The organism is Prosthecodimorpha staleyi, from assembly GCF_018729455.1.
GTDB lineage: Bacteria > Pseudomonadota > Alphaproteobacteria > Rhizobiales > Ancalomicrobiaceae > Prosthecodimorpha > Prosthecodimorpha staleyi.
In genome coordinates, this window is sequence record NZ_JAHHZF010000002.1 from 272,102 (window position 1) to 296,066 (window position 23,965).

Sequence of the window (23,965 nt, forward strand, 5' to 3'; positions counted from 1 at the left end):
GGCTTGCGCGCCGAAGGAGCGGGATCCATCGGTGGCGTGGGCCGGCCCGGATCGCTCAACCCTTAGTCGATCCCGCGCCGAACCGGCAAGGTGGCAATGCGCGGCAGGGTGCCCGTTCCGCGGGCTGCCCGAACGCGCCGATGCGCACGAGGCTTGACGCTCGTCCGGCCGACGTGGTTTGCCTGCCCGGACGGCGGCGGTCGGCGACCGCCGGGGCTGAACCGGCAATGCAGAGCGAGCGGCACCGATGTCCTTTCTGAAGAAGCTTTTCGGCCTTGGCGGCGGCCCGTCCGCGCCGGCCGCTCCCCAGCCGGGTCCGACCCAGGAGCATGAGGGCTTCGTGATCGAGGCGACGCCGTTTCTGGAAGGCGGCCAGCATCAGGTCTGCGGCGTGATCCGGCGCGAGATCGACGGCGTCCTGAAGGAGCACCGCTTCATCCGCGCCGACCGCCTGGCGTCGCGCGACGACGCCCTCGACATGACCTTCCGCAAGGCGCGCCAGATCATCGACGAACGCCGCGGCAAGATTTTCGACTGACGGGCCGGCACGCCGCTCCGGGTGCCCACGAGATGCGTGCGAACCGGATCCGGCTTCACGGATCGTCTCCGCTACTTTAGATTGAAGCGCCATGAGCGCTCGAACGGTCCTTGCCGCCGATGGTCTGCCGCGCCGCGCCTTCACGATCGCGGAGCTCGACCGCATGGTCGAGGCCGGCATCGTCGGGCCAGAGGAGCGGCTGGAGCTCGTCCACGGGGAGTTGATCCCGCTGACCGACAAGAGCGCGCGCCACGAAATCCTGAAGCGCGAGCTGGTCTACCGTCTCCTCCGCGGCCTGCCGCCGGAGGCGCTGTGTGCTCCCGCGGCCGGCTGGCGGCTGGCGCCGACGCTCTATCTGGAGCCGGATTTCCTGGTCTTTCCGGCCGGGGTCCGGCAGGCCGCGGTGACCGGCCGCGACGCGCTCCTGGTCATCGAACTGTCGGGTTCCACGCTCGGCTACGATCTCGGCCGCAAGCCGGCCCTCTATGCCGGCGAGGGCGCGCGCGAGTATTGGGTGATCGACGCGGCGCGGCGCGTCACGCATATCCACCGGGATCCCGCCGGAGACGGCTACCGCACCGTCGCCGCCCTGCCGGCCGAGGCCGACCTCCGCCCGCACCTGATCCCGGGCTTCTCGGTCCGCCTCGCCGATTTCCCCGAAGACTGAACCGCGCCCCGACCGGACGAAAGCGGCCGATCCCGCCGACCGGGCGAAACCGGCAACCGGTCAGTCCTGGCGACCGGACCGTCCCGGCAACCGGGCGGCTGAGGCATCGGCGCTCGCCTGGCGCGCCCGCGGCGATCCGAGGGGAGCGCGGGCGCCGCCCTGCCCTCCGCGCCGGTCGCGCGCAGCCTCGGCACCGGCGGCCCGGTCCGTCGGGACGCCGCAAGCCTGGCGATCCGCCGCGCTGCTCGACGAGCCCTCCGGGGGTCACCGCCCGGGCCGGCCCGATTCGGGCATGACCTCGGTCCACGGTACCGGCTCGGCAAGGACCGGGCATCGCCGCGCCCGCCCGCCCAGCCGGGCTCGGCGCCGGCGCCCCTTGCGCTCAGGCCTCAGGCCGCCGGCCGGAAGTCCGGCACGGCGCCCATGAAGTCGCGCTTGCCGATCTCGACGCCGGCGGCGCGCAGGATCGCGTAGGCCGCGACGACGTGGAAGTGGAAGTTCGGCATCGCGAAGTGGACCAGATAGTTGGTGCCGCCCATCTGCATCTTGTTCGGGCCGACCGGGAAGACGATCTGGCGCGCGCCGCCGGCATCGATGGCGGCCGCATCCACGCCCTTCAGGAAGTCGATCGTCCCGGCGATGCGCGCCTTCAACTGGTCGAGCGTCGTCTCGTCATCCGCGAAGCGCGGCGCCTCGGCGCCGGCGAGCCGGGCCGTGGCATTCTTGGCGAAATCGCAGGCGATCTGCACCTGGCGCGCCAGCCCGAACATGTCCGGAATGAGCCGCGTCGCCGCCATCACGGCCGGATCGATCTTCTTCGCCGCACAATGCCCCGCCGCCTTGTCGAGCACACCCGCAAGCGCCTCCAGCGTGCGAACGAAGACCGGCACGGAAATTTCGGAAAGGGAGAGGGTCATTGGGGGGATCCTGTCGCGGCACCGGACGCCGGAGGGTGAAATACCGGAAGGCGCCCGGGATAGCGCAAGAGGGGCGACCGGGGAAGGCGGGTGGTGGGTTGTTGGCGGCGCCGAGGCGGAAGGCAGGTTGAAGCGGGGGTGCCGTTGGGGGATAGTCGGTCGGGACGCGGGGTCTGCGGATGATTGATTTCAGGAATCGCGACGAGATCGAGGTTTGGCTACCCGGGCAACCTAAAGAGGTAGCAATCGTCTTGGCAGGACGAGCGGCGCTACGCGCATTGCCAGCACTACGTGGAACGAATCATACCCGCAGTTCCGCTAACAGTCTCATTTTGCCGACATTTCGTTGCTTAGCTTTGTCTTGGACTGCCGCACATTTATTGGGACGGCTCGAAAACATCTATCTACACGCTTTCAATGCTCTTCAATCTAAACACGAGGCCAACGGCGTCTCTGCCCCACTCGCCGCATTTTCGGCTGTCGCCACGATACTTTCTCCCTCAGCGTCATCGGCCGCAACCTTCACCTTGGACGCAGCAAATGCTTCTGCGAGCATCGGCGCCAAGTCAGCAGATGTTGCCTTCATGGCAGACGCGTCCATGATCCTTGGCGGCTTGCGGACAACTGTGCTCGCGGATGAACCACTTTGGCCCCAACATACGCCGCATTGGGCCGATGTTGCGTGGATCGCGATGAAACGTGACTTACTCATTTCCCGCGACGACTGGGATGTATGGACCGATTGGTACGACGCCCGCCTCGCCGGTAGGAGTCCCTGGCGCCAATCGATCGAATTCGCACGCGCGACCTTGCCGGACTCCCTCTGGGAGCAAGGCCCCAAGGCGGTCAACGCGGAGATCAAACGCCTGATCGCGGCGGATCGGGCGACGGGCGGGACCCCGACCGCAGCGGAAGTCGAAGGCTTCGATTTCTTCTTGAGCTACAGCACTCGCAACGAGGCATCGGCCCGGAAGATCGGATCGGTCATCGAGAAGGCCAAGCATTCGGTTTTCGCGCAGTACAAGGATTTCGGACCGGGTTCCAATTTTGTCCGGGAAATGCAGTTCGGACTTGAACGGTCGGAGCGCCTAGTCGCCGTTCTGTCGCCAGAATACGAGGCCAGCGATCACTGCCAGGCCGAATGGGCGAGCTTCTACAATCGGGATCCGTCATCGAACCAGCGGCTGATCGTTCCGATCCTGATCCACCCCACGCCCCTGAACGGGCTGGCCCGACAGGTCGTCTACGTCAACATCGTGGGTCTCTCGGACAGCGAGGCCGAAGCCAAGATCCGCGAGGCCATCGCTCCGGTCCGCCCGCGCTCGAAGGCCGAGTTCCGACGCGCCCTCGCCGTTGCCGCCAGCCCGAAGCCGATCGAGAATGAAGCCGGGCAGATCGACATTGCCCGCAACGAGACCTTCGACAAGGTTGTGGCCAGCGATGACCTCTATGGTCTGCCGGAACGTCAGCTTGAACTCGCGCGCAGCATCCAGAAGGCACTGAAGGGCAAGAACGCACCGCCGATCGTCCTGTCGGCGGTGCGCGCCGTTGAAAGGCACTTGAATGCCCACGGGCTGTCGGCACCCCTCGGGCTCCTGACCGACCAGATCGGCGTCATCGAGGCAGAATTTTCCGACGCGCAGAAAGAGGAAGCGCCCTGGACGCGCCGCGGCGCTGGAAAGGCGCTGCAACAGCTCATCGACAACCACCAGCAATACCGAATGCACTTCCCATTGGATTCGGACCGCGACCGCCTCTACCGCGCAGCCCCGATCCAGACCGATACCTTGCGCGACCCCGCCTTCCTGGCGAACCAGGATCGCCTCGTCGCGGGCGCACGCGAGGCCGAGCGCAAAGGGGTCGTGACCGAACGGTTGGCCGACGGCGTCGAGACGCGACGCGAGTTCTTGCGGGCGGTCGCCTCGATGCCGAAAACCGACACGCCCGCTGACCTTTTTGTCGACCCGAACGATCGCATCTCGCCGCCGACGCTCGACCAGCGGCTCCTGGCACAAGAATCCGGCTTCTGGGACGCAATGCTCCAACGTAGCGCAAATCTGGGTCAGATCGGCTCCTTCGTGAAGGACATGGGCGAACTCCTGTCCAGACTTTGGGGATGATCCCCCATCCTTGCCGCCCCCCGCCCCCGTGCTATCCTTCCCCCCATGAACGCCTGGACCCTGATCGCTGCCGATGGTCTGCCGCGCCGCGCCTTTACGGTGGCGGAGGTGGAGGCGATGGTGCGGGCCGGGATCCTGGCCGAGGACGAGCGGATCGAGCTGATCGACGGGGAGCTGATCCCCATGGCGCCGAAGGGCAGCCGCCACGAGACGGTCAAGATCGCGCTCAACCTGCATTGGTCCCGCCTTTGTCCGGACGACATGGTGGTCGCACCGGGGACCACCTTCCGCCTGGCGCCGGACAGCTATCTGGAACCGGATTTCGTGATCTTCCCCTTCGCGGTCGGCGTCGACGGGCTCGGACCGGAGACGGCGCTGCTGGCGGTCGAGATCGCCGATACCTCGCTCGGCTACGACCTTGGGCGCAAGGCCGCCATCTATGCCCGCTTCGGCGTCGCCGAACTCTGGGTCGTCGAGGCCTGGACGCTCGCCGTGCATGTCCACACCGATCCCGGCCCCGACGGCTACCGGGCGATCGCGATCCACGCCGCCGATCGGGAGATCGTACCGACCCGCGCCGCCGCCTTCGCGCTGCGCCCAGCCGCTCTGCGCCTGCCCGCCTGAAGCGTCCGGCCGTCGCGCAGGGCCCTCCCCGGAACGCGGCCTGCCCTCGCTCAAGGCCCATGCCGGCCGCAGCCGTCGGCGACGCCGGACTGCACCCGGCAGCATGGATGTCCGCCCGCGCGTGCGGTGCACCGTCGACACCCCATCCTTGCCGCCCATCCTTGCCGCCCCCTGGCCCCGTGCTATCCTTTCCCCCATGAACCACGCCGTCCGCCCGTCCGCGCCAGAGCCCCGCACGACCCGTGCCGCCGACGGGATGGAGCGGCGCGCCTTCACGGTCGCGGAGGTCGAGGCGATGGTGGCGGCCGGCATCGTCGGGGCGGACGAGCGGTTCGAGCTGATCGGCGGGGAGATGGTGCCGATGTCGCCGAAGGGCGCCCGACACGAGATGGTCAAGATCGAGCTGAACCGCTGGTTCCAGGTCATGGCGCCGAAGGATGTGTCCGTGGCGCAAGAGACGACGTTGCGACTGGACACGCTGAACTTCATCGAGCCGGACTTCTGCGTGTTTGATCGCGCGCTGGACTTGAAGAAACTCGACGGCTCGCGCGTGCTTCTCGCCGTCGAGGTCGCCGCCTCCAGCCTCGCCTACGATCTCGGCCGCAAGATCGGACTCTATGCCGCATTCGGCGTGCCGGAAGTCTGGGTCGTGGACGCCGCAACGCTGGTCACCCGCATCCACCGCCGGCTCGGTGCCGAGGGCTATGCGGACGTGCACGACCACGGCCCGGCCGAGCGGCTGGTGCCGGTCAGGGTGCCGGGAATCGCCGTCACGCTGGCCGAACTCGGCCTCACCCCCGCCCGTGACCCCGAATGAGGCCCCCCGCGGTGACCGACACGATGCCCGCCGCCGCAACGGCCCGAACGCAATCCCGCGAACGCCCATGAACCACGCCGTCCGCCCATCCGCGCCCGAGCCCCGCACGACCCGCGCCGCCGACGGGATGGAGCGGCGCGCGTTCACGGTCGCGGAGGTCGAGGCGATGGTCGCGGCCGGCATCGTCGGGGAGGACGAGCGGTTCGAGCTGATCGGCGGGGAGATGGTGCCGATGTCGCCGAAGGGGAGCCTGCACGAGTGGGTCAAGCGCAAGCTCAACCGGCATTTCCAGATGGCGGCCTGTGTGGAGCTCGATGTGCTGGTCGAAACCACGGTGCGCCTCGACGCGCTCTCTTTCCTGGAGCCGGATTTCTGCGTCGTCCGCAGCCTCGCCGGCCCGGCCCCGGTCGCGGCCAGCGACCTGCTCCTCGCCGTCGAGATCGCCGCCTCCAGCCGCGCCTACGATCTCGGCCGCAAGATCGGGCTCTATGCCGCTTTCGGGGTGCCGGAAGTCTGGGTCGTGGACGCCGCGACGCTCGTCACCCGCATCCACCGCCGGCTCGGTGCCGAGGGCTATGCGGACGTGCACGACCACGGCCCGGCCGAGCGGCTGGTGCCGGTCCGCGTTCCGGCCCTCGCCGTCACGCTGGCCGAACTCGGCCTGATCCCCACCCCTGAGACCGAATGAGGACCCCACCTTGACCGACGCGATGCCCGCCGCCGTTTCCGCCGGAACGCCGCCCCTGCCCGAGCCCGAGCAGCCGCGCGGCGAACTGACCGTGCGCACCATCGCGATGCCGGCCGACACCAACGCCAACGGCGACATCTTCGGCGGCTGGGTGATGAGCCAGATGGACGTGGCCGGCGGCATCGCGGGCGTCCAGCGGGCGCGCGGCCGCGTCGTCACCATCGCGGTCGATGCGATGACCTTCATCCGCCCGGTCAAGGTCGGCGACGTGCTCTGCGTCTACACGGAGGTCGAGAAGGTCGGCCGGACCTCGATGAAGATCCACATCGAGGCCTGGGCACGCCGCTTCCGCACCGATGGCCGCGAGAAGGTCACCGACGCCACCTTCACCTTCGTCGCCATCGACGACGACGGCCGCCCGCGCCCCGTCCCGCCGCTCTGAGCGGCGCCTGCCTGCCTTGCGAAGGAAGCCGGAGCCGGAAACCCGGGCAGTGGGCAGTGGGCAGAATGCGTCAGCCCACCCCCGGATGTGGGCCTTTTCGGCGCGGCCGAAATTTGGCCCGACCGTTGCCGCAGGGCAGCGCGGATCCGGCCCTGCGATGGTTTATGGTCGGGAGCGCCGGACGCTCCTGGAGACGCTGCATGATCCGTATCCTTCCCGCTCTCGCCCTGCTGGCGATCGCCGCGATGCCCTGGCGCGCCACCGGCGCGGAGGCGGCGGCGCCGCGCAAGGTCGAGACCGAGCGCATCACGGTGCCGACCAAACCGGTCGATCCGCCCGGCAAGGCCGCCACGGCCATCACCGAACCGAAACTCGGCAAGGGCGCGGCCGGTCTGCCGCCACTGGTCGCCAAGACCCGGCAGGCGATCCTGGATGCCGCCTATTCGGGCGATCTCGGCACCTTGCGCGCGGTCATGCAGCGCAACGAGACCCCGCCGAGCCTGTCGATCAACGAGGTCGGCGACCCGATCGACTATCTGAAGACGCAATCGGGCGACGGCGAGGGGCTGGAAGTCCTGGCGATCCTGACCGACGTCTTGGAGGCCGGCTGGGCGCTCAAGGGCGCCGGCACGGCGCAGGAAATGTATATCTGGCCGGCCTTTGCGGTCCTGCCGCTCGACAAGCTCACGCCGGGCGAGAAGGTCGAGCTCTACAAGATCATCACCTCGTCGGATTTCGACGAGATGAAGAATGCCGGCAAATACACCTTCTACAGCGTCGGCATCGGCCCGGACGGCACCTGGCACTACTTTAAGCTGACCGATTGATACCGCCGGCGTCATCGGGTTGCTGCAAACATTCAGAACCCGCCATTCTGTCATCCCCGGGCTTGTCCCGGGGATCCAGTGCGAAGAGCAAACCTTTGAAAAGTCTGGATCCCCGGGACAAGCCCGAGGATGACAGAGTTGAAACTGCCCGCCTCTGATCGCTATACGACTGTCTTTTCAACAACCTGCGAGCAACGGACCGCCGGCGTGACGCTTCACCCCACCGGCAGACATTCGGCGAAGCGGCAGGGCTCGCCGGTGCCGGCGGCGACGATCTCGTTCTCCCACATCACGCGCCGGCCGCGCACGATGGTGCCGACCGGCCAGCCGGTCACCGGCATGCCGTCATAGGGCGTCCAGGCCGCGCGCGAGGCCGACCAGGCATCCGTGATGGTCTCGGTGCGCTTCAGGTCGACGACGGTCACGTCGGCATCCCAGCCGACCGCCAGCCGCCCCTTGCCGGCCAGGCCGAACAGGCGCTGCGGGCCATGGCTGGTCATGTCGACGAAGCGGGCGAGCGACAGGCGGCCCTTGGCGACGTGGTCCAGCATGACCGGCACCAGGGTCTGCACGCCGGGCATGCCGGAGGGCGAATCCGGATAGGGCTTGGCCTTCTCGTCGAGCGTGTGCGGGGCGTGATCGGAGCCGAGAATGTCGGCGATGCCCTGCTCGACGCCCCACCAGATGCCGGCCTGATGCGCCTTGTCGCGCACCGGCGGGTTCATCTGCAGGCGCGTGCCGATTCGGGCATAGTCGTCGGCCGAGAGCGTCAGGTGATGCGGGGTGACCTCGCAGGAGGCCCAGTCCTTGTGGGCGGCCAGATAGCGCATCTCGTCGGCGGTCGAGATGTGCAGCACATGGATGCGCGCGCCGGTCGCCCGGGCGATGCCGACCAGCCGCTCGGTGCAGCGCAGGGCCGCGACCGCATCGCGCCAGACCGGATGCGACGACGGATCGCCGGGCACGCGCAGGCCGCGACGCTCCTCCATCCGGTACTCATCCTCGGAATGGAAGGCGGCGCGACGGCGCGTGCGCTTCAGGATCTCGGTGACGCCGGCATCGTCCTTGACCAGGAGATTGCCGGTCGAGGCGCCCATGAACACCTTGATGCCGGCCGCGCCCGGCAGGCGCTCCAGTTCGGCCACGTCACGGGCATTCTCATTCGTGCCGCCGACCCAGAAGGCGAAATCGCAATGCATGCGGTGGCGGCCGCGCCGGATCTTGTCGGCCAGCGCCTCCGGCGAGGTGGTCAGCGGATTGGTGTTCGGCATCTCGAACACGGCCGTCACGCCGCCGAGCACAGCCGCGCGCGAGCCGGATTCCAGGTCTTCCTTGTGCTCGCCGCCGGGCTCGCGGAAATGCACCTGGCTGTCGATCACGCCGGGCAGGAGATGCAGGCCGCGGCAATCGATCGTCTCGCCCGCCGAGGCCCCGGCCAGAGCGCCGATAGCCGCGATCCGGCCGCCGCGGATGCCGATGTCGCGCGCGCCTTCGCCGTCGTGATTGACGACCGTGCCGCCGGCAAGAACGAGATCGAAGGTCTCGGGCATGGGAGCTCCTGTGGGACGGAGGCGGCGCGACCGGAACAGGTCCGCCGCTTGCATGGACGAGGTCATAGCCGCCCGGCGGCGCGAGGGGAAGCGCCCGGGTTGCCGGGAGCCCGCCGCGTCCCTAGATGCTTGATCCCGGGGCGGTAAGACGAGGACAGTGCCGATGCCGATCGAGAGTGCCGAATTGACCGATCGCGCCGTTCTGTCGGTGTCGGGGCCGGGAGCCGCCGGCTTTCTGCAGGGGCTCGTCACCTGCAATGTCGAGGCGCTTCAGCCCGGCGCGGCCGCCTTCGGCGCGCTTCTGACCCCGCAGGGCAAGATCCTGTTCGATTTCTTCGTCGTCGCCACGGCCGACGGCTTCCTGATCGAGGCGCCCGTCTCGCTCGCGCCGGATCTCGCCAAGCGTCTCAAATTCTACAGGCTGCGTGCGAAGGTCGACATTGCCGACCGCCCGGATTTGCGCGTCCTGGCCCTTTACGGCGGCATCCCCGAGGGATTGCCCGGCACCGCCTATGCCGATCCGCGCCTGGCCGCGCTCGGCGCCCGGGCGATCGTGCCGGCGGAGGCGGTGGCGGATTGGCTGGCGGCTGACGGCGTGACGGCCGTGACGGCGGAGGCGTTCCGGGTCCGCCGGATCGCGCTCGGGGTGCCGGAGGGCGGCCTCGACTTCGCCTATGGCGACGCCTTCCCGCATGACGCCAACATGGACGATCTCGGCGGGGTCGATTTCGCCAAGGGCTGCTATGTCGGGCAGGAGGTGGTCAGCCGCATGAAGCATCGCGGCACGGCACGCCGCCGCATCGTGCAGGTCGAGGGCGACCGCGCCCTGCCGCCGGCCGGCACCGAGATCGTGGCGGGCGGCAAGCCGGCCGGCACACTCGGCGCCCATGCCGGAACCGCCGGCCTGGCGCTGCTGCGCATCGACCGGGTGCGCGAGGCGATCGATGCCGGGCAACCGGTCACCGCCGGCGATACCAGCCTCTCGGTCGCCCTGCCCGGCTATGCCCGCTTCGTCTGGCCGGCGGCGGCGACGGATTGACGGCGGCGGCGGCGCGCAACGCCGTTCGCCTCGTGCCCTCCCCGCGCGACTCGTTTATGGACGGATCGGAGGAGACCCGACCGCCCATGCCGCCCCCCAGCAAAGCCCCCCGCGCCTGGCAGCGCATGCTGTCCGGACGCCGGCTCGACCTGCTCGACCCGTCCCCGTTCGACGTCGAGATCGCCGACATCGCCCACGGGCTGGCCCGGGTCGCGCGCTGGAACGGCCAGACGGCGGGCGACCACGCCTTCTCGGTCGCCCAGCATGTGGTGCTGGTCGAGGAGATCGCGCTGCGCCTCGAGCCCGCCTTGTCGGCGCGCGACCGGCTCGGCGTGCTGCTGCACGATGCGCCCGAATATGTCATCGGCGACATGATCTCGCCCTTCAAGGCGGTCATGGGCGGCGCCTACAAGGAGGTCGAGGCCCGCCTGCAGACCGCCATCCATCTGCGCTTCGGGCTGCCGGCGCGCCTTCCCGCGACGCTTCTCAAACTGACCAAGACCGCCGACACGGTCTCGGCCTATTTCGAGGCGATCGAACTCGCCGGCTTTTCCGAACAGGAAGCCGGCCGTATCTTCGGCCGCCCGCGCGGCTTCCCGGCCCGGCTCGGCCTCACCGCCTGGCCGACCGCCGAGGCGCAAATCCGTTTCCTGGAGCGGTTCCGGTCCCTGGAAGCCCTTGCGGCGACCCCGGCCGGGGTCGCGGATGCCTGAAAGAACCTGAGGTCATCGCTCATGCCGGCCATCCATGTCTGTTCCCTCAATCGGCTGGCCCGTACCGTCGACGCGATCGGCGCCAGCCATGTCGCGACGCTGATCAATGCCGGCACGCCGGTGCAGCGGCCGGCGCGGGTCGCGGCCGAGAACCACCTGTTCCTCGGCTTCAACGACATCACCGAGCCGACCGAAGGCCTGCTGCCGCCGGGCGAAGAGCATGTCCGCGAACTGCTCCGGTTCGTCGGCGCATGGGACCGCGCCAGGCCGATGGTGATCCATTGCTGGGCGGGGATCAGCCGCTCGACCGCCGGCGCCTTCATCGCCATGTGCAGCCTGCATCCTGAGTTGGACGAGGCGGACATCGCCCGCGACATCCGCACGCGGTCGCCGTCCGCAACCCCGAACATCCGCCTGGTCCGACTGGCCGACGACCTGCTCGGCCGCCAGGGTCGCATGGTTTCCGCCATCGAGGCGATCGGGCGCGGCCGCGACGCCTTCGAGGGGCATCCGTTCTCGCTCGCCCTCCGGCTGGCCGTCTGACCTGCGGACATTTGAAAGTCGGATATCGCAAATCGCTCGCACCAGCATGTGTGCGGGCAAAGCTTAATGGTTTTCATAGTTTTCGATGCGAGCGTGAGGTTCCGCACAAGGGACGGAACTTATGCATCTGATCCGGAAACTGCACTCGCTGCGCTTTGTCGTTCTCTCGTTGTCAGGCATTCTACTGATATGCCTGATTGCGATGACCGCCTCCACTTGGTTTGCCTTCCGGGGCCTGAACGGGCGGGCGGATGCCGTTGAGGATCATTTCCAGCAATTGCGCCGCGTCGAACTGCCGATCGGTCTGATCGCGCGCGACCTGCAATTGGCCGTCGTGAAGGTTCGGGAGGGGCTGACAGAGGTCGCTGCGACCCGCGCGGCGCCCGGACTCGACGGCGGCTTTGCCCATGCGGAGCAGGCGGCGGCACGGTTCCGCACCAAGATCGTCGAGATCGAGGCCGCCGTGAAGGCGGCCGGTTCGCCCGCCATGACCAAGATCGCGGCCGATCTGAAGGAGAGTTTCGATGCCTATTACGAACAGGGCCTCGAACTGGCGCGCATCTATGTCGACCAGGGCGTCGAGGCCGGAAACGACGCGATGGCACCGTTCGCGGCCCTGACAGAGGCGCTGAACTACGACCTGGACGGCTTCGCCGCGAAGGCCAACGAGGCCATGGCGGCTTCCGACAGTGCCGTCGCCGGCGAGATCGAAGCCATGCGCGGGGCGATCCGGTCCGGCGGACGCGTCGTCCTCGGCGGCGCCATGGCCGCCGGCCTGGCCGTGATCGCCATCGTGTTCATGATCGCCTGGCGCGTGATGCGGCCGCTCGGGGACCTCACCGGCGCCATGGCGGTGATGGCGGAGGGACGCCTGGAGACGGCCATCCCGCATCGATCCCGTGCCGACGAGATCGGCACCATGGCCACGGCACTCGGCGTGTTCCGCGACGCCATGGCGCGCGGCCGGGCTCTCGAGGCGGAGCGGACCCGCGCAGAACACGCCCAAGCCGAGGAGCGGCGGCGCCTGACCGCCTCGCTGGCCGCGGGCCTGGAGCAATCGCTGAGCGGTGTCGCGACCGCTCTGCGCGACACGGCCCGGCGCGTCCAGGCCGGTGCGGGCGCCATGCAGGGCATCGCGCGCCGGACCGCCGACGAGGCCAGTCAGGTCGACAGCACCGCCACGGACGCGACGCGCAGCACTATCGCGGTGTCCGAGGCGACCGCCCGCATGGGCCAGGCGCTCGGCGAGATTTCCGGATTTACCGCCGAGTCCTCGGCCATGTCGGCGCGCGCGGTCGACGAGGTCGGCCATATGGCCGATCAGGCCGGCACGCTCGGCACGGCCGCCCAACGGATCAGCGACGTGGTCACGCTGATCCAGGCCATCGCCGGCCAGACCAACCTGCTTGCCCTGAATGCGACCATCGAGGCCGCCCGTGCCGGCGAGGCCGGGCGCGGCTTTGCCGTGGTGGCCAACGAGGTCAAGGCGCTGGCCGGCCAGACCGCCCGGGCGACGCAGGACATCACCCGCCAGATCGCCGAAGTGCAGGCCGCCACCGACGACGTGGTCGGCTCCATCGCAACCGTGGCGCAGTCGATCCGCGACATCGACAGCCTGTCGCAGCGCATCTCCGAGGCCACCCATGCCCAGCAGGCCGCGACCGGATCGATCGTCGAGTCGATCTGCGCGACGGCGCGCGGCGCCCAGGCGATCGCCGGCAGCATCTCGACCGTGACCGAAGCCTCCAAAGAAACCGCCGGCCGCGCCGAAGCGCTGTCCGCCGCCTCCGCCGATCTCGACCGCCAGTCGGCCGTGCTGGAAGCCGCATTGGGCCGCTTCCTCGCCGACATCCGCGCGGCCTGACCCCAAGCGCGGACGAAGGCCCAGGCGCCGGCGTCGGGTCCGCCGACGCTCCCCGGGTCGCCGGCGGCGCAGCGCCGCCGATCCTGTCCGACAATGCCGCCGGATTGCGCCGCCGCAGCCGCGGGGCGCAAGCCTCGCAAGAGCATCTGGATTCTTGTTATTTGCGCATGCGCCGCAGCCCGGGCACGGTTCTCCATGGCGAGCTGCGGAGCGACCGTCGAGGTCCTTTCGAGTGGGCGCCCCCGGGGCGACGAGCGCGGCGCGGCCTTACACCGCCGCGCGCCGTGCGGACCCCGCACCCGCGGGTCTGTCGACGGACCCGCCGCACCCGGTCCTGCGGACCGCAGCTCAGCGGGTCGGCTGCATCATGACATCGAGCGCCAGGCGGTCGGAGGCGCGGCCCGTCACCGGCCAACCGCGTTCGAGTTCGTAACGGCGGATGGCGTCCTGGGTCCGCTCGTCCATGCGGCCGTCGCCGCGCAGGGGGCCGTAGCCGGCCGCATTCAGGGCGCGCTGGACCCGCTGCAGCTTCTCGTCGCCGCCGGACGCCAGCGGCTCCGGACCGGACGAGCGGCCGAGCGGAGCGGGCGGGGTCACCGCCGTCGTCCGCACCGGGATCGGTGCCGTCCGCTGGCCCTGATTGTTCGCGACCGACACGGCGCCGGCAGGGCCGCCCTGGCCTTGCGCCCCCATCATGGCGGCGTTGAGCACCCGCTCGTTGGCCTCGCCGGTCACCGGCAGGCCGGCCAGCCGCTCGAACACGCGGATGGCGTCGGCCGTGGCCGGTCCCGGAATGCCGTCGATCGGGCCGTTGTAGAAATTGCGTTCGCGCAGGGCGACCTGAACGTCGCGGATCAACTGCGTGCCGTCGAGCCGCGGCTTGGCGCGCGGCACCGCGGCCGTGGCCATGGTATCGACCATGCCCGTGCCGTGCGAGGGCGCCGGGATCTGGGCGGCGGCCGGGGCCGGCGCTGCCGCAGGTGTCGGTGCCGGGACCGGAACCGGAAGCTGGCCGGCACCGGCGTGGCCGGCCGTGCGGGCCGGTATGGCCGGGGCGGCGGCGAAGGGGCGGGTTTCGAACAGCGGCGCCGGATGGCGGCGCGTCTGGTTGGACAGGGCGTTGGTGACGATGGCGACCGCGGCGACCAGCGACAGGATCGTTCCGCCGGTCAGCACGGGATTGGCCATCGCCGCGATGGCAAGCCGGTAGGGCAGCCCGCCCGGGCGCGGGCGTCCGTCGTCCCAGCCGCCCGCATCGGCGCCGTCCCGTCCCTGCGGGACATCGTCGCGATCGTCGTCGGCATAGCGACGGCGCGCCTCGACATCGCCGCCGCGCGCCGGCCCCGGACGGGCGCCGGCAGGTCGGGCGGGGCTGCGGCCGTGGACGACGGGACCGCGCGGAGTGGTGGCGAGTTGGACCCGGCTCATGCGCGCATCTGCCTCGGTTCTTGAGCCTGATCCTTGTCGGCCGAAAGCGGCACGACGACGGCGGCGGTCCGACGATCCCCGGCGGCGATCTCGGAGGTCACCGGCAGGCGCACGGTGACGCAGGTGCCCTCGCCCAGCCGGCTCTGGATATGCATCGAACCGCCATGCAGGCTGGCCAGCCCCTTGACCACCGACAGGCCGAGCCCGGTCCCCTCGTGGCGACGGTCGTAGCCGCAGTCGGCCTGCACGAAGGGGGTCCCGAGCCGGCCGAGATCGCAGTCGGCGATGCCGATGCCGGTGTCGCGGACGAACAGGGCGACGAGATCGCCCTCGCGCCGCGCGCCGACCGTGATCGTGCCGCCGGCATTGGTGAACTTCACTGCATTGGACAGCAAATTGATCAGGATCTGCTTGCAGGCACGCCGGTCGGCTTGCAATTCGGGCAGGCCGAGCCCGATGGCGGTGACGATGCGCAGCCCGCGCGCGGCGGCCTGGTGGCTCATCATCTGGCGGGTGCCCTCGATCAGCAGGGGCACGTCGAAGGGCTCCGGCACCACGTCGAAGGCACCCGATTCGATCTTGGACATATCCAGGATGTCGTTGACCACCTGCAGGAGATGCGCGCCCGATTCGTTGATCAGCCGGACATAGTCGCGCTGGCGCGGATCCGGCAGCTTGCCGAAGGTTTCCGAGCCGAGCAGGTCCGAGAAGCCGATGATCGCATTGAGCGGCGTGCGCAATTCGTGGCTGACATTGGCCAGGAACCGGGTCTTGGCCTCGGACGCCTTCTCGGCCTGCTCGCGGGCGCGCAGCAGTTCGGCCTCCTGATTCTTGCGCTCGGTCACGTCGCGCATCACCCCGACCACCAGCAACCGGCTCGGCAGGCCGTCGCCCGACTGCGCGGACCGGCAGCGCATCTCCAGCCAGACATGCCGGCTCTGGCCGTCCGGGCCGTCGGCGCGGGCGCGGAATTCGACCGTCGAGGCGAGGCCGCCGGCGGCGTCGGCGATCGCGGTCAGGAAGGCGGGGCGGTCGGCGACATGGACGCGGCGGAACAGGCCGTCGCCGAGCGCATCGGCAACCGACAGGCCGAGCGAGCGCTCCACAGCCGGCGACGCAAAGACCACATCGCCGTTGGCGCCATGACCCGTGACGATGTCGCCGATATTGTCGGCCATCAACCGGTATTGCGCCTCGCGCTGGCGGGAGACCACGTCGGCATTGCGATAGAGCGCATCGAGCCGGAAGGCCAGGATCGCCATATAGGCGAGACCGGCAGCGGTTACGCCGAACAGCAGCCGGTCGCCATGGGCGGCGATCACGCTCTGCGGCAGCGAATCGGTCGCGCCGGCCAGAGCCAGCAGGGCGATCACGGCGAAACCGATGCCGAGCGCGGCATGCACCACCCGGCGCGAACCGGACAGGGCCGCCTCGACCGGCAGCACGGCCAGCCAGATCAATGCGATCGAGGCGAGCCCGCCGGTGAACAGCGCGATCCAGCCGACCAGCGCGGCCGTCGTCAGGGCGAGCAGCACATGGCCGAGTTCCAGGCGGCCGGTATGGGAGACCGCCAGAGCGATCGGGGCCGGCGCCGCAAGGCCGATCAGGGCCACGGCCGGGACCACCCCGACCGGTCCGGCGACGACCAGATGGACCGGCAGGGCCAGCAGTGCCGCCATCCCGCCGAACAGATTGACTGCGATGAAGGACCGGTGCCGGTGCAGATCGGTCGGATCGCCCTGCACCGAGGCATGGACGAGCCCATCGACGAAGCGACGGAGAGCCGGCATGAGGTCGAGCTTGCGCAACACAGTCACCAGATACGCTTGCCGACGGGAGGATCGCCGACAGGGGGAATCCTCGCAGGCCACGTTTAAGGAACGCCTAAATGCGTCCGGTGGTGTTGGCTCCGCGCAGCCGGAAGCCGGGAAAGCGTGAAAACACAACAAGGCCTTTCGCCCGTCACGGTTAACGGCAGGTGACCGGCCGGCGCCCGGCGGGTATCCGGCCGATCGCTACAATTCTATTCGATTTCGCCGGACCATCTGAACCTGGGCTTCAACCGACCGCGCTATGGTCGCCGACGGTCGAGGACGCCGGAGGCTCGGCCGGACCGGATGGCCTCATCCGGACCGGCCAACCGAACCGCTCACGCCTCGCCCATCACAGGCTCGATCAGGCCGGACGTCGCCGTCCGGTCAGCGATCCGGCCGCCAACCAGACGGGCGGGCCGCCAACCGCTCCGGGACTCGCGTCACGCGACGACCGGCGGCCGGCGCCGCTCTTCCGGCCCCAGGGACGAGGACCATGGGTTTCCTGATCCGCACGGCGATCGTCGTTTCGATCGGCATCATGCTGATTCCCGCCGATCCGGCAGAACTGGCCAGGACCGGCAAGGCCAGCGAGGTGTCGACCCTCGGCACGCTGGTCTTCATGAAGACCGCCTGGGACGATGCGCGCAGCTTCTGTGACCGCAACGCGGAGGCCTGCACGACGGCGGGACAGTTCGGCGATCTGTTCCAGGCCAAGGCGCGCACGGGCGCGAAATGGATCTACGGCTTCCTCGGCCCGTCTTCGCCGACGCCCGCCTCCGCCCGGCCGTTCCCGGCCGTGGACGCGACCGCGACGGGCTCCCTTCCGCCGCCCCAACCGGTACCGCGGCGCAAGCCGACCGATCTGCAGCCGCACTTCGCCGCCTCCTGACTTTCGCCCGGTGACTACGGTTCCCCGACGGCCGGCAAGGCCCTATATGGTGGCGGGGACTTCCACCCCCTGCGTGAGGCCGGCCTTGGCGACGATCGACGACATTCTCCTCGACTTCGAGACGATCGACGACTGGGAGGAGCGCTACCGCTACCTGATCGAACTCGGCCGCGCGCTGCAGCCCATGTCCGCGGCCGGCCATGACGAGGCCAACAAGGTTCGCGGCTGCGCCAGTCAGGTCTGGCTGGAGACATCGATCGAACGTCCCGACGGCGGCGCGCCGATCCTGACCTTCCGCGGCGATTCCGATGCCCATATCGTGAAGGGGCTGGTCGCCGTGATCCTGGCTCTGTTCTCGGGCCGGACCGCGGCCGAGATCCTGAGCCTCGATCCGGAGGCGACCTTCAAATCCCTGTCGCTGCGCGAGCATCTGACGCCGCAGCGCTCGAACGGCGTCAATTCGATGGTCGAGCGCATCCGCCGCGATGCACGCGCCGCGGCGGCGGCCGCCTGAATCCGGCGATACGGCCCGCCCCTCAGGCTGCCGTGCCGCCATTGACCGCCGGCCGATAGTCCGCAGCCCCCCAATGCCGCATCGGCGCCGATCGCCTGGCATCCGGGTGCGGGCCGTCGTAGTGGCTGGCGAGCCGCGCGAGCGCAAGCCGCAGCACCACCTTGGCCGAACGCGCCGGCCAGCGCCGCTCGGCTTCCACCGCCTCCAGGCCTTTCAGGAAGCAGCAGACGTCGACGAGTATGCCGGACAGTTCCGGCCCGACGGCGTCGAGCGCCGCGCGGACCCTATCCCGCGCCGCGAGGGCCGCGTCCGTGGCTTCGGCCGGCCCGCCGCGGGCGCCGCGCGCCGATGCCAGCCCGGTTCGCCAGTTCGATGTCACCGACGGCATCAGACCGGCGCGGGTGAACTCGATGCGCAGGCGCTCGCCGGCGCGGAACTCCGCCTCGGGGACCAAGGGTGCGCCGTCCGCACCGCGGCGCCGGAAAAGCCAGGCCAGCGGGCTTTCGGCATCGTTGACCAGCACCGCCGCCGTATCCGTTGCGCCGTCGTCGAGACGGCGTGCGACCACCCGGCCCGCAGGCCCGCCGGACGCCGCCACACGGTCCCGCCCCCGAGCGGTCAATGCGACCGAGCCGTCGGCGACGCGGGCGGTCAGGCCGTCCCGGAGCGACCGTTCGAGATCCGCGGCGTCGACGCGCAAGCGGGCAAGCCCGGCCACCCCGATCCGGCGCAAGCTGCCCGAGGCTTCCTGTTCGGCCGGGCCGGCGGCCAGGAAGGCCAGCAGACGCGCAATCTTCTCCGGCTTCTCCATCACGCCGCCTCCCCGACCGGACGGCCCTGACTCTCTCGCCAATTGGCGAGCGCCGATTCGACGGCATCGACCACCCGATCGACACGCGGATCCTCGCGTGCCTCTTCGACCACCCGACAGGCATGCGCGACGGTGGTCCGATCCCTCTCGAACAACCGTCCGACCTCGGTCATCGACAGTCCGAGCCAGACATGGGCGCAATACATGGCGACCTGCCGGGCGAAGGCCGCACGCGGCGTGCCGCGGCTGGGCCGGCGCAGATCGGCCGGGGTCAGCCCGAAGGCTGCAACCACGGATGCGACAAGCACCGGACACGAGCCATCGGCCGGGAGCCGCCGGTATCCCCTCTCACGCCTGTCCCGCTGTTGAGAATGCCGCATCATCCTGCCACCCCACACCCTCTGACTGTAGGAATATTTACCTGTCAATTATGCAAGCGTGGGGGCAAACGGGGATAACTACCTCGCATTTTGTTTAACATCGCCGGGCTCTTGGCCAACCCAGCCTCCATCGCAAGGGCGGGGATATCGAGGAATATTATCCTCGGCGCTCGTCCGCCATGAAACGATCCCGCCACCAGAACGGGAGTTCATGATGGCTACGGGATTGGACGCCAGGTTGCGCGGATCGGTCGGCGCGGCACTTGCGAAGGTTGTTGCGATCGAAGCCAGCCGATACAAGCGCGAGCATGCCCTGCCGCGCCTGCTGCCGATCGGACCGGATCTTCTCGCCGATCAGGGCCGGGCAGCACGACTGCATGTTCTGAAATTGCTCGCCCGCGCCCTGCGCGGCGAACGCAGCCGCGGCCGCGCCGGTCATTGGACCTACAGCCTCGACCGACATCTCGCCCTGATCACGGCCTACCGTGCGGAGAAGGCCGCCCTGTCGGCGACGATGACGACAGCCACCGACACGCCCAAGGCCGCGCCGGACGGTCCGGGCGGCATCGGTCCTCGCTCCCCGGCAAGCGGACCGACGCCGCGATGATTCCGACGCCGGATCGCAGCTCCGTCTTCGGCGAAATGCAGGCCGCGGGCCCCGATCGCGGACGCGAAGGCCGCGCGACGGACCGGTGCGCCCTATGCGCGATCGTGCGGCGCATTGCGGGCAATCGGGGCGCATCGCCGGCATCGAGGCGATGTCAGAACGTGCGGGTGAACCGCAGGAAGGGCGAGGTCAGGGCAAGACCGGTCACGGCCACCACCTTGTCCGTCGTGCCGCGCTTCAGGATCACGTCGACGTGATAGAAATTCGCGGCAAAGTCGAGCTGGAAGCTTGATGTGGCGATGTTCTGATCGACCCCGGCCGGAAGTGTCACGGCGATCTGGTCGGACTTGAACCCGCCGATCGCGGTCGACACCCCTGTTGCGACCGCAGTTCGCACCAATTCCACCGCCAACACCGCCGACGGATCGGTCCCGGACGAATCCTGAAAGCGGATGGTCATCCCGCCGAGTTGTGCCGCATCGCTCGCCGTATTGCCGAAGCGGACATGGGAGATCGGGCAGACCAGGCGGATGGAGCCCGTCTTGCCCGGAGCGAAGCGCACCGTCGGCCCCGCGATCTCGACCAGTTCCCGACCTTCCGCGATGGAGCAGCCGGCTGCCGGAATGCTCCAGGCGACATCCGAGGCCGCGACACTGTGGGTGACCGAGGCGCCCATCAGAGCCAGAGCCGCACAGGCCGCGAGAAGTGCTGTCGAAAGCATCCGGTTCATGGTGTCCTCCAAGGCGTGACGCGCGGGGCGCTCAGGCGATGGAGTGAGGATGCCGCAGCACCGCGTCGCCGCCAGTTCCCTGGGGAACATTCTGTCTTCGGAAGATCGCGCCCGGAGACCATCGATCGGGCACCGCCGGAAGTCCGACCGGCAGCCGGCAGCACCGGGCCGATCCGACCGCCTCGGCCGGTCGGGCCGACACAATCGCCCCGGCCGCAGCTGCGGGCGCGTCCCTGCACCGAACGAACCGCGGCCTGAGCCGCATGGCGTGCCATTCCAGGCAAGAAAAAGACCGCCGGGACTTGAGTCCGCGGCGGTCCTTCATCTCAGCCCGGGGCCGGCGTTGCGGTCAGCGCGAACGGCGACGCTGCTGGCCGAGGCCCATCTTCTTGGCCAGGTCCGAACGGGCCTGGGCGTAGTTCGGAGCCACCATCGGATAGTCGGCGGCAAGGCTCCACTTCTCGCGGTACTCTTCCGGCGTCATGTTGTACTGAGTGCGCAGGTGGCGCTTCAGCGACTTGAACTTCTTGCCGTCCTCAAGGCAGACGATGTAGTCGGGCGTGACCGACTTCTTGACCGGAACGGCCGGCTTCAGCGGTTCCGGCATCGGCTCGGGAGCAACGCCCGAGGAGGTCCGCTGGAGGGCTGCGTAGACTTCTCCGATCAGCCCCGGCAGGTCAGACGAGGAAACGGTATTGTTGCTGACATAGGCCGAAACAATGTCGGCAGCCAAGTCGATCAGATTTGCGCTGGTAGAAGTCTCGCTCATTTTTCACCTGTCGAGAGCGGATCATTGGCCAAGCCAATTCGCCGTAGATTGGATTGAGTCACCCCTGCGTCGCACGACTAGGGCATTCAACCATGGAACCGAGCAGAAGGTTCAAGTGAATCGATCACCCGAACTGTTTCGAACTCCGTATATGACCTCTACGCTAGAAAAACAAGATGTCAATCACCCTCTTCGCGGCAAATGAAGCCAATTGTCCGCTTCTGCGAGCGTCGATGCTGGTTACCCGGGAGTCACTGCCTTCGTCTCGGCAAGCATATATACATGACAAGCCCATTCCCGGGGCGTGCTGGAATCACGAGGAATCCAGAGCGGAATCGGGCTCCGAAAGTCTCTTCTGCCGATCCGCGCCATCACGTTTCGGCGTCCCGGCCGTGCGCCGCGGCTCCACCTGGGCGGGACGGTCGCGCAGCACCCGGATTGCCGTGAAGTCACCGGACGCCTATGTGAGGCGCCACAGGGCCGCCGGGCAGGCGGCCGAAGGAGATGCCCGAGATGAAAGATACCGGCCGTTCCGTCACGCCGCCGCGACCGGCAGAGAAGCGACCGTCGGTCAGCGTCTGGCATGGCCGGGAACGGGTCGACGACTATCAATGGCTGCGGGCCGACAACTGGCAGGACGTGATGCGGACGCCGAGCGCCCTGCCGGCGGATATCCGCGCCTATCTGGACGCCGAGAATGCCTACACGGAAGCGGTCCTGAAGGAGACCGAGGCGCTGCAGGCGACGCTGTTCGCCGAACTCAAGGGCCGCATCAAGCAGGACGATTCCTCGGTTCCGACCAAGGACGGCCCCTGGGCCTACGGCACCCGCTATGTTGAAGGTGCGCAGCACCCGCGTGTGGTGCGCGTACCGCGCGACGGCGGCGAGGAGCAGGTCCTGCTCGACGCGAATGCGCTCGCCGAAGGCAAGGCCTATTTCCGGCTCGGCGCCGCCAGCCATTCGCCGGATCACGCCTGGCTGGCCTGGTCGGCCGACGACAAGGGCTCGGAATATTTCACGCTGAGGCTGCGCGACCTGGCCACCGGCAGCGACCTCCCCGACGCCATCCCCGAGACCGGCGGCATGGCCTGGGCCAATGACGGGCAGACGCTGTTCTATGTCTGGCTCGACGAGAACCATCGTCCCGCCAAGGTGTTCCGGCATAAGGTCGGGCGGCCGGCGAGCGAGGACGTGGTCGTCTACGAGGAGCGCGATCCGGGCTTCTTCATCGGCGTCGGCCGCACCCAATCGGGGCGCTATCTGGTCATCGACGTGCACGACCACGAGACGTCCGAAGTTTGGCTGATCGACGCCGACGCGCCTCTGGAGCCGCCACGGCTGGTCGCCGCGCGCGAAACCGCGGTCGAATACGATGTCGACCATGGCGACGGACGTTTCTACATCCGCACCAATGCCGACGGCGCGGAGGACTTCAAGATCGTCACCGCGCCCGAAGCGACGCCGGATCGGACCCATTGGCGCGATCTCGTCGCCCATGTTCCCGGGCGTCTCGTGATCTCCCACCAGATCCTGGCCCGCCATCTCGTCCGCCTGGAGCGGGTCGAGGGGCTGCCGCGGATCATCGTCCAAACGCTCGCCACCGGGACCGAGGCGCCGATCGCCTTCGACGAGGAGGCCTACTCGCTCGGCCTGGCCGGAGGCTACGAATTCGACACCGACGAGATCCGCTTCACCTACTCGTCGATGACCACGCCCGCCCGGGTCTACGACTACGACATGGCAACCGGCCGGCGCATGCTGCGCAAGGAGCAGGAGGTCCCGAGCGGTCACGATCCGGCGCGCTACGTGACCCGGCGCATCCAGGCGCCGGCCGCCGACGGCGAGACGGTGCCGGTCTCTCTGCTCTATCTGAAGGACACGCCGCTCGACGGCTCCGCGCCGCTCTTGCTCTACGGCTATGGCGCCTATGGCATCACCATTCCGGCGGCCTTTTCGACCAACGCGCTGTCGCTGGTCGACCGCGGCTTCGTCTATGCCATCGCCCATGTCCGCGGCGGCAAGGACAAGGGCTTCCGCTGGTACGCTCAGGGCCGGCGCGAGTTCAAGACCAACACCTTCGACGACTTCGTCGCGGCCGCCGACGCGCTGGTCGCCGGCCGGTTCACGAGCCGCGGCCGGATCGTCGCGCAGGGCGGCTCGGCCGGCGGCATGCTGATGGGCGCGATCGCCAACCGGGCGGGCGATCGCTTCGGGGCCATCGTCGCGGAGGTGCCCTTCGTCGACGTGCTCGCCACCATGCTCGACGAGACGCTGCCGCTGACGCCGCCGGAATGGCCCGAATGGGGCAACCCGATCGCCGATCCGCAGGCCTATGACCGCATCCTCGGCTATTCGCCCTACGACAATGTCGCCGCCCAGCCCTATCCGGCGATCCTGGCGCTCGCGGGCCTGACCGACCCGCGCGTCACCTATTGGGAGCCGGCCAAGTGGGTCGCACGGCTGCGGGCGACCAAGACCGACGACAACCTGCTGCTCCTGAAGACCAACATGGATGCCGGCCATGGCGGCGCCGCCGGCCGCTTCGAGCGGCTGAAGGAAGTCGCGCTGGTCCAAGCCTTCGCCCTGCTGTGCGTCGGTCTGGCAGGGGCGTGAGGCAAGGCGGCGGGGCGCGGCGCGACGGCCGCGCCCCGACCTGCCGCCCGAGACCGCTCCC

At 69.1% G+C, this 23,965-nt stretch carries 24 protein-coding genes; 16 read left to right on the forward strand and 8 right to left on the reverse strand.

The genetic code is table 11. The features are described 5' to 3' along the window. Positions 1 to 247: 247 nt before the first annotated feature. Together KL771_RS04235 and KL771_RS04240 are read left to right on the forward strand one after the other, a co-directional pair. Positions 248 to 538: an HlyU family transcriptional regulator gene (locus tag KL771_RS04235; RefSeq protein WP_261967311.1), complete on the forward strand. Its 291-nt coding sequence runs from the start codon at positions 248 to 250 to the stop codon at positions 536 to 538. Between the two features lie 91 nt (positions 539 to 629). After that, positions 630 to 1,205 carry a Uma2 family endonuclease gene (locus tag KL771_RS04240; protein WP_261967312.1) on the forward strand — a complete coding sequence of 192 codons (576 nt, stop codon included), beginning with the start codon at positions 630 to 632 and terminating at the stop codon, positions 1,203 to 1,205. Between the two features lie 389 nt (positions 1,206 to 1,594). Here KL771_RS04240 and KL771_RS04245 read toward each other — a convergent pair whose 3' ends face one another. Further along, a complete protein-coding gene (locus tag KL771_RS04245) occupies positions 1,595 to 2,122 on the reverse strand; it encodes a DUF1993 domain-containing protein (protein ID WP_261967313.1) in 528 nt (175 codons plus the stop codon). 584 nt (positions 2,123 to 2,706) lie between these two features. Between KL771_RS04245 and KL771_RS04250 the strand changes: the two genes are divergently transcribed. From KL771_RS04250 to KL771_RS04275, 6 genes are all read left to right on the forward strand, one after another. Then, positions 2,707 to 4,242, forward strand: coding sequence for a toll/interleukin-1 receptor domain-containing protein (locus tag KL771_RS04250; RefSeq protein ID WP_261967314.1), 1,536 nt, complete (start codon positions 2,707 to 2,709; stop codon positions 4,240 to 4,242). Between the two features lie 45 nt (positions 4,243 to 4,287). Further along, positions 4,288 to 4,866, forward strand: coding sequence for a Uma2 family endonuclease (locus KL771_RS04255; protein WP_261967315.1), 579 nt, complete (start codon positions 4,288 to 4,290; stop codon positions 4,864 to 4,866). Between the two features lie 196 nt (positions 4,867 to 5,062). After that, a complete protein-coding gene (locus KL771_RS04260; RefSeq protein ID WP_261967316.1) occupies positions 5,063 to 5,683 on the forward strand; it encodes a Uma2 family endonuclease in 621 nt (206 codons plus the stop codon). A gap of 67 nt (positions 5,684 to 5,750) precedes the next feature. Next, entirely contained in the window at positions 5,751 to 6,371 is a 621-nt protein-coding gene (locus KL771_RS04265) for a Uma2 family endonuclease (RefSeq protein ID WP_261967317.1), read from the forward strand. A 22-nt stretch (positions 6,372 to 6,393) separates the two neighbouring features. Next, positions 6,394 to 6,813 (forward strand): acyl-CoA thioesterase, encoded by a 420-nt coding sequence (locus tag KL771_RS04270; protein WP_261967631.1) that lies wholly within the window; start codon positions 6,394 to 6,396, stop codon positions 6,811 to 6,813. A gap of 200 nt (positions 6,814 to 7,013) precedes the next feature. After that, positions 7,014 to 7,640, forward strand: coding sequence for a hypothetical protein (locus KL771_RS04275; protein ID WP_261967318.1), 627 nt, complete (start codon positions 7,014 to 7,016; stop codon positions 7,638 to 7,640). Positions 7,641 to 7,855: 215 nt separating this feature from the next. Here the strand turns inward: KL771_RS04275 and KL771_RS04280 are convergent, their stop codons facing one another. Beyond that, positions 7,856 to 9,190, reverse strand: a complete 1,335-nt coding sequence (locus KL771_RS04280; protein WP_261967319.1) for a dihydroorotase — start codon at positions 9,188 to 9,190, stop codon at positions 7,856 to 7,858. Between the two features lie 163 nt (positions 9,191 to 9,353). Here KL771_RS04280 and ygfZ point away from each other — a divergent pair, with 163 nt between their 5' ends. The 4 genes from ygfZ to KL771_RS04300 all read left to right on the forward strand — a co-directional run bounded on the left by ygfZ (position 9,354) and on the right by KL771_RS04300 (position 13,349). Further along, positions 9,354 to 10,229 (forward strand): CAF17-like 4Fe-4S cluster assembly/insertion protein YgfZ, encoded by an 876-nt coding sequence (gene ygfZ, locus KL771_RS04285; RefSeq protein ID WP_261967320.1) that lies wholly within the window; start codon positions 9,354 to 9,356, stop codon positions 10,227 to 10,229. 86 nt (positions 10,230 to 10,315) lie between these two features. Further along, complete coding sequence (locus tag KL771_RS04290) at positions 10,316 to 10,942, forward strand: HD family hydrolase (RefSeq protein WP_261967321.1); 627 nt, start codon at positions 10,316 to 10,318, stop codon at positions 10,940 to 10,942. Between the two features lie 21 nt (positions 10,943 to 10,963). Beyond that, positions 10,964 to 11,485: a tyrosine phosphatase family protein gene (locus tag KL771_RS04295; protein WP_261967322.1), complete on the forward strand. Its 522-nt coding sequence runs from the start codon at positions 10,964 to 10,966 to the stop codon at positions 11,483 to 11,485. Positions 11,486 to 11,687: 202 nt separating this feature from the next. Continuing rightward, entirely contained in the window at positions 11,688 to 13,349 is a 1,662-nt protein-coding gene (locus KL771_RS04300; RefSeq protein ID WP_261967323.1) for a methyl-accepting chemotaxis protein, read from the forward strand. A 348-nt stretch (positions 13,350 to 13,697) separates the two neighbouring features. On the opposite strand, the gene KL771_RS04305 is transcribed toward KL771_RS04300, so the two are convergent. Continuing rightward, entirely contained in the window at positions 13,698 to 14,777 is a 1,080-nt protein-coding gene (locus tag KL771_RS04305; protein ID WP_261967324.1) for a peptidoglycan-binding domain-containing protein, read from the reverse strand. After that, positions 14,774 to 16,567 (reverse strand): sensor histidine kinase, encoded by a 1,794-nt coding sequence (locus tag KL771_RS04310; RefSeq protein WP_261967325.1) that lies wholly within the window; start codon positions 16,565 to 16,567, stop codon positions 14,774 to 14,776. Before KL771_RS04310 ends, KL771_RS04305 begins: the two co-directional genes overlap by 4 nt. Positions 16,568 to 17,084: 517 nt before the next feature. Here KL771_RS04310 and KL771_RS04315 point away from each other — a divergent pair. Beyond that, entirely contained in the window at positions 17,085 to 17,480 is a 396-nt protein-coding gene (locus KL771_RS04315; RefSeq protein ID WP_261967326.1) for a DUF5330 domain-containing protein, read from the forward strand. An 85-nt stretch (positions 17,481 to 17,565) separates the two neighbouring features. After that, complete coding sequence (locus tag KL771_RS04320; protein WP_261967327.1) at positions 17,566 to 17,994, forward strand: SufE family protein; 429 nt, start codon at positions 17,566 to 17,568, stop codon at positions 17,992 to 17,994. 22 nt (positions 17,995 to 18,016) lie between these two features. Here KL771_RS04320 and KL771_RS04325 read toward each other — a convergent pair whose 3' ends face one another. Next, complete coding sequence (locus KL771_RS04325; protein ID WP_261967328.1) at positions 18,017 to 18,805, reverse strand: DUF6456 domain-containing protein; 789 nt, start codon at positions 18,803 to 18,805, stop codon at positions 18,017 to 18,019. Continuing rightward, a complete protein-coding gene (locus tag KL771_RS04330) occupies positions 18,805 to 19,113 on the reverse strand; it encodes a helix-turn-helix domain-containing protein (protein WP_261967329.1) in 309 nt (102 codons plus the stop codon). Before KL771_RS04330 ends, KL771_RS04325 begins: the two co-directional genes overlap by 1 nt. Positions 19,114 to 19,399: 286 nt before the next feature. On the opposite strand from KL771_RS04330, the gene KL771_RS04335 reads away from it, so the two are divergent. Continuing rightward, positions 19,400 to 19,792, forward strand: coding sequence for a DUF6477 family protein (locus KL771_RS04335; RefSeq protein ID WP_261967330.1), 393 nt, complete (start codon positions 19,400 to 19,402; stop codon positions 19,790 to 19,792). Between the two features lie 154 nt (positions 19,793 to 19,946). Here the strand turns inward: KL771_RS04335 and KL771_RS04340 are convergent, their stop codons facing one another. Both KL771_RS04340 and KL771_RS04345 read right to left on the reverse strand, forming a co-directional pair. Beyond that, entirely contained in the window at positions 19,947 to 20,522 is a 576-nt protein-coding gene (locus KL771_RS04340; protein WP_261967331.1) for a hypothetical protein, read from the reverse strand. 349 nt (positions 20,523 to 20,871) lie between these two features. Then, complete coding sequence (locus KL771_RS04345; protein ID WP_261967332.1) at positions 20,872 to 21,291, reverse strand: MucR family transcriptional regulator; 420 nt, start codon at positions 21,289 to 21,291, stop codon at positions 20,872 to 20,874. A 513-nt stretch (positions 21,292 to 21,804) separates the two neighbouring features. On the opposite strand from KL771_RS04345, the gene KL771_RS04350 reads away from it, so the two are divergent. Then, a complete protein-coding gene (locus KL771_RS04350) occupies positions 21,805 to 23,904 on the forward strand; it encodes a S9 family peptidase (RefSeq protein WP_261967333.1) in 2,100 nt (699 codons plus the stop codon). Positions 23,905 to 23,965 lie beyond the last annotated feature (61 nt).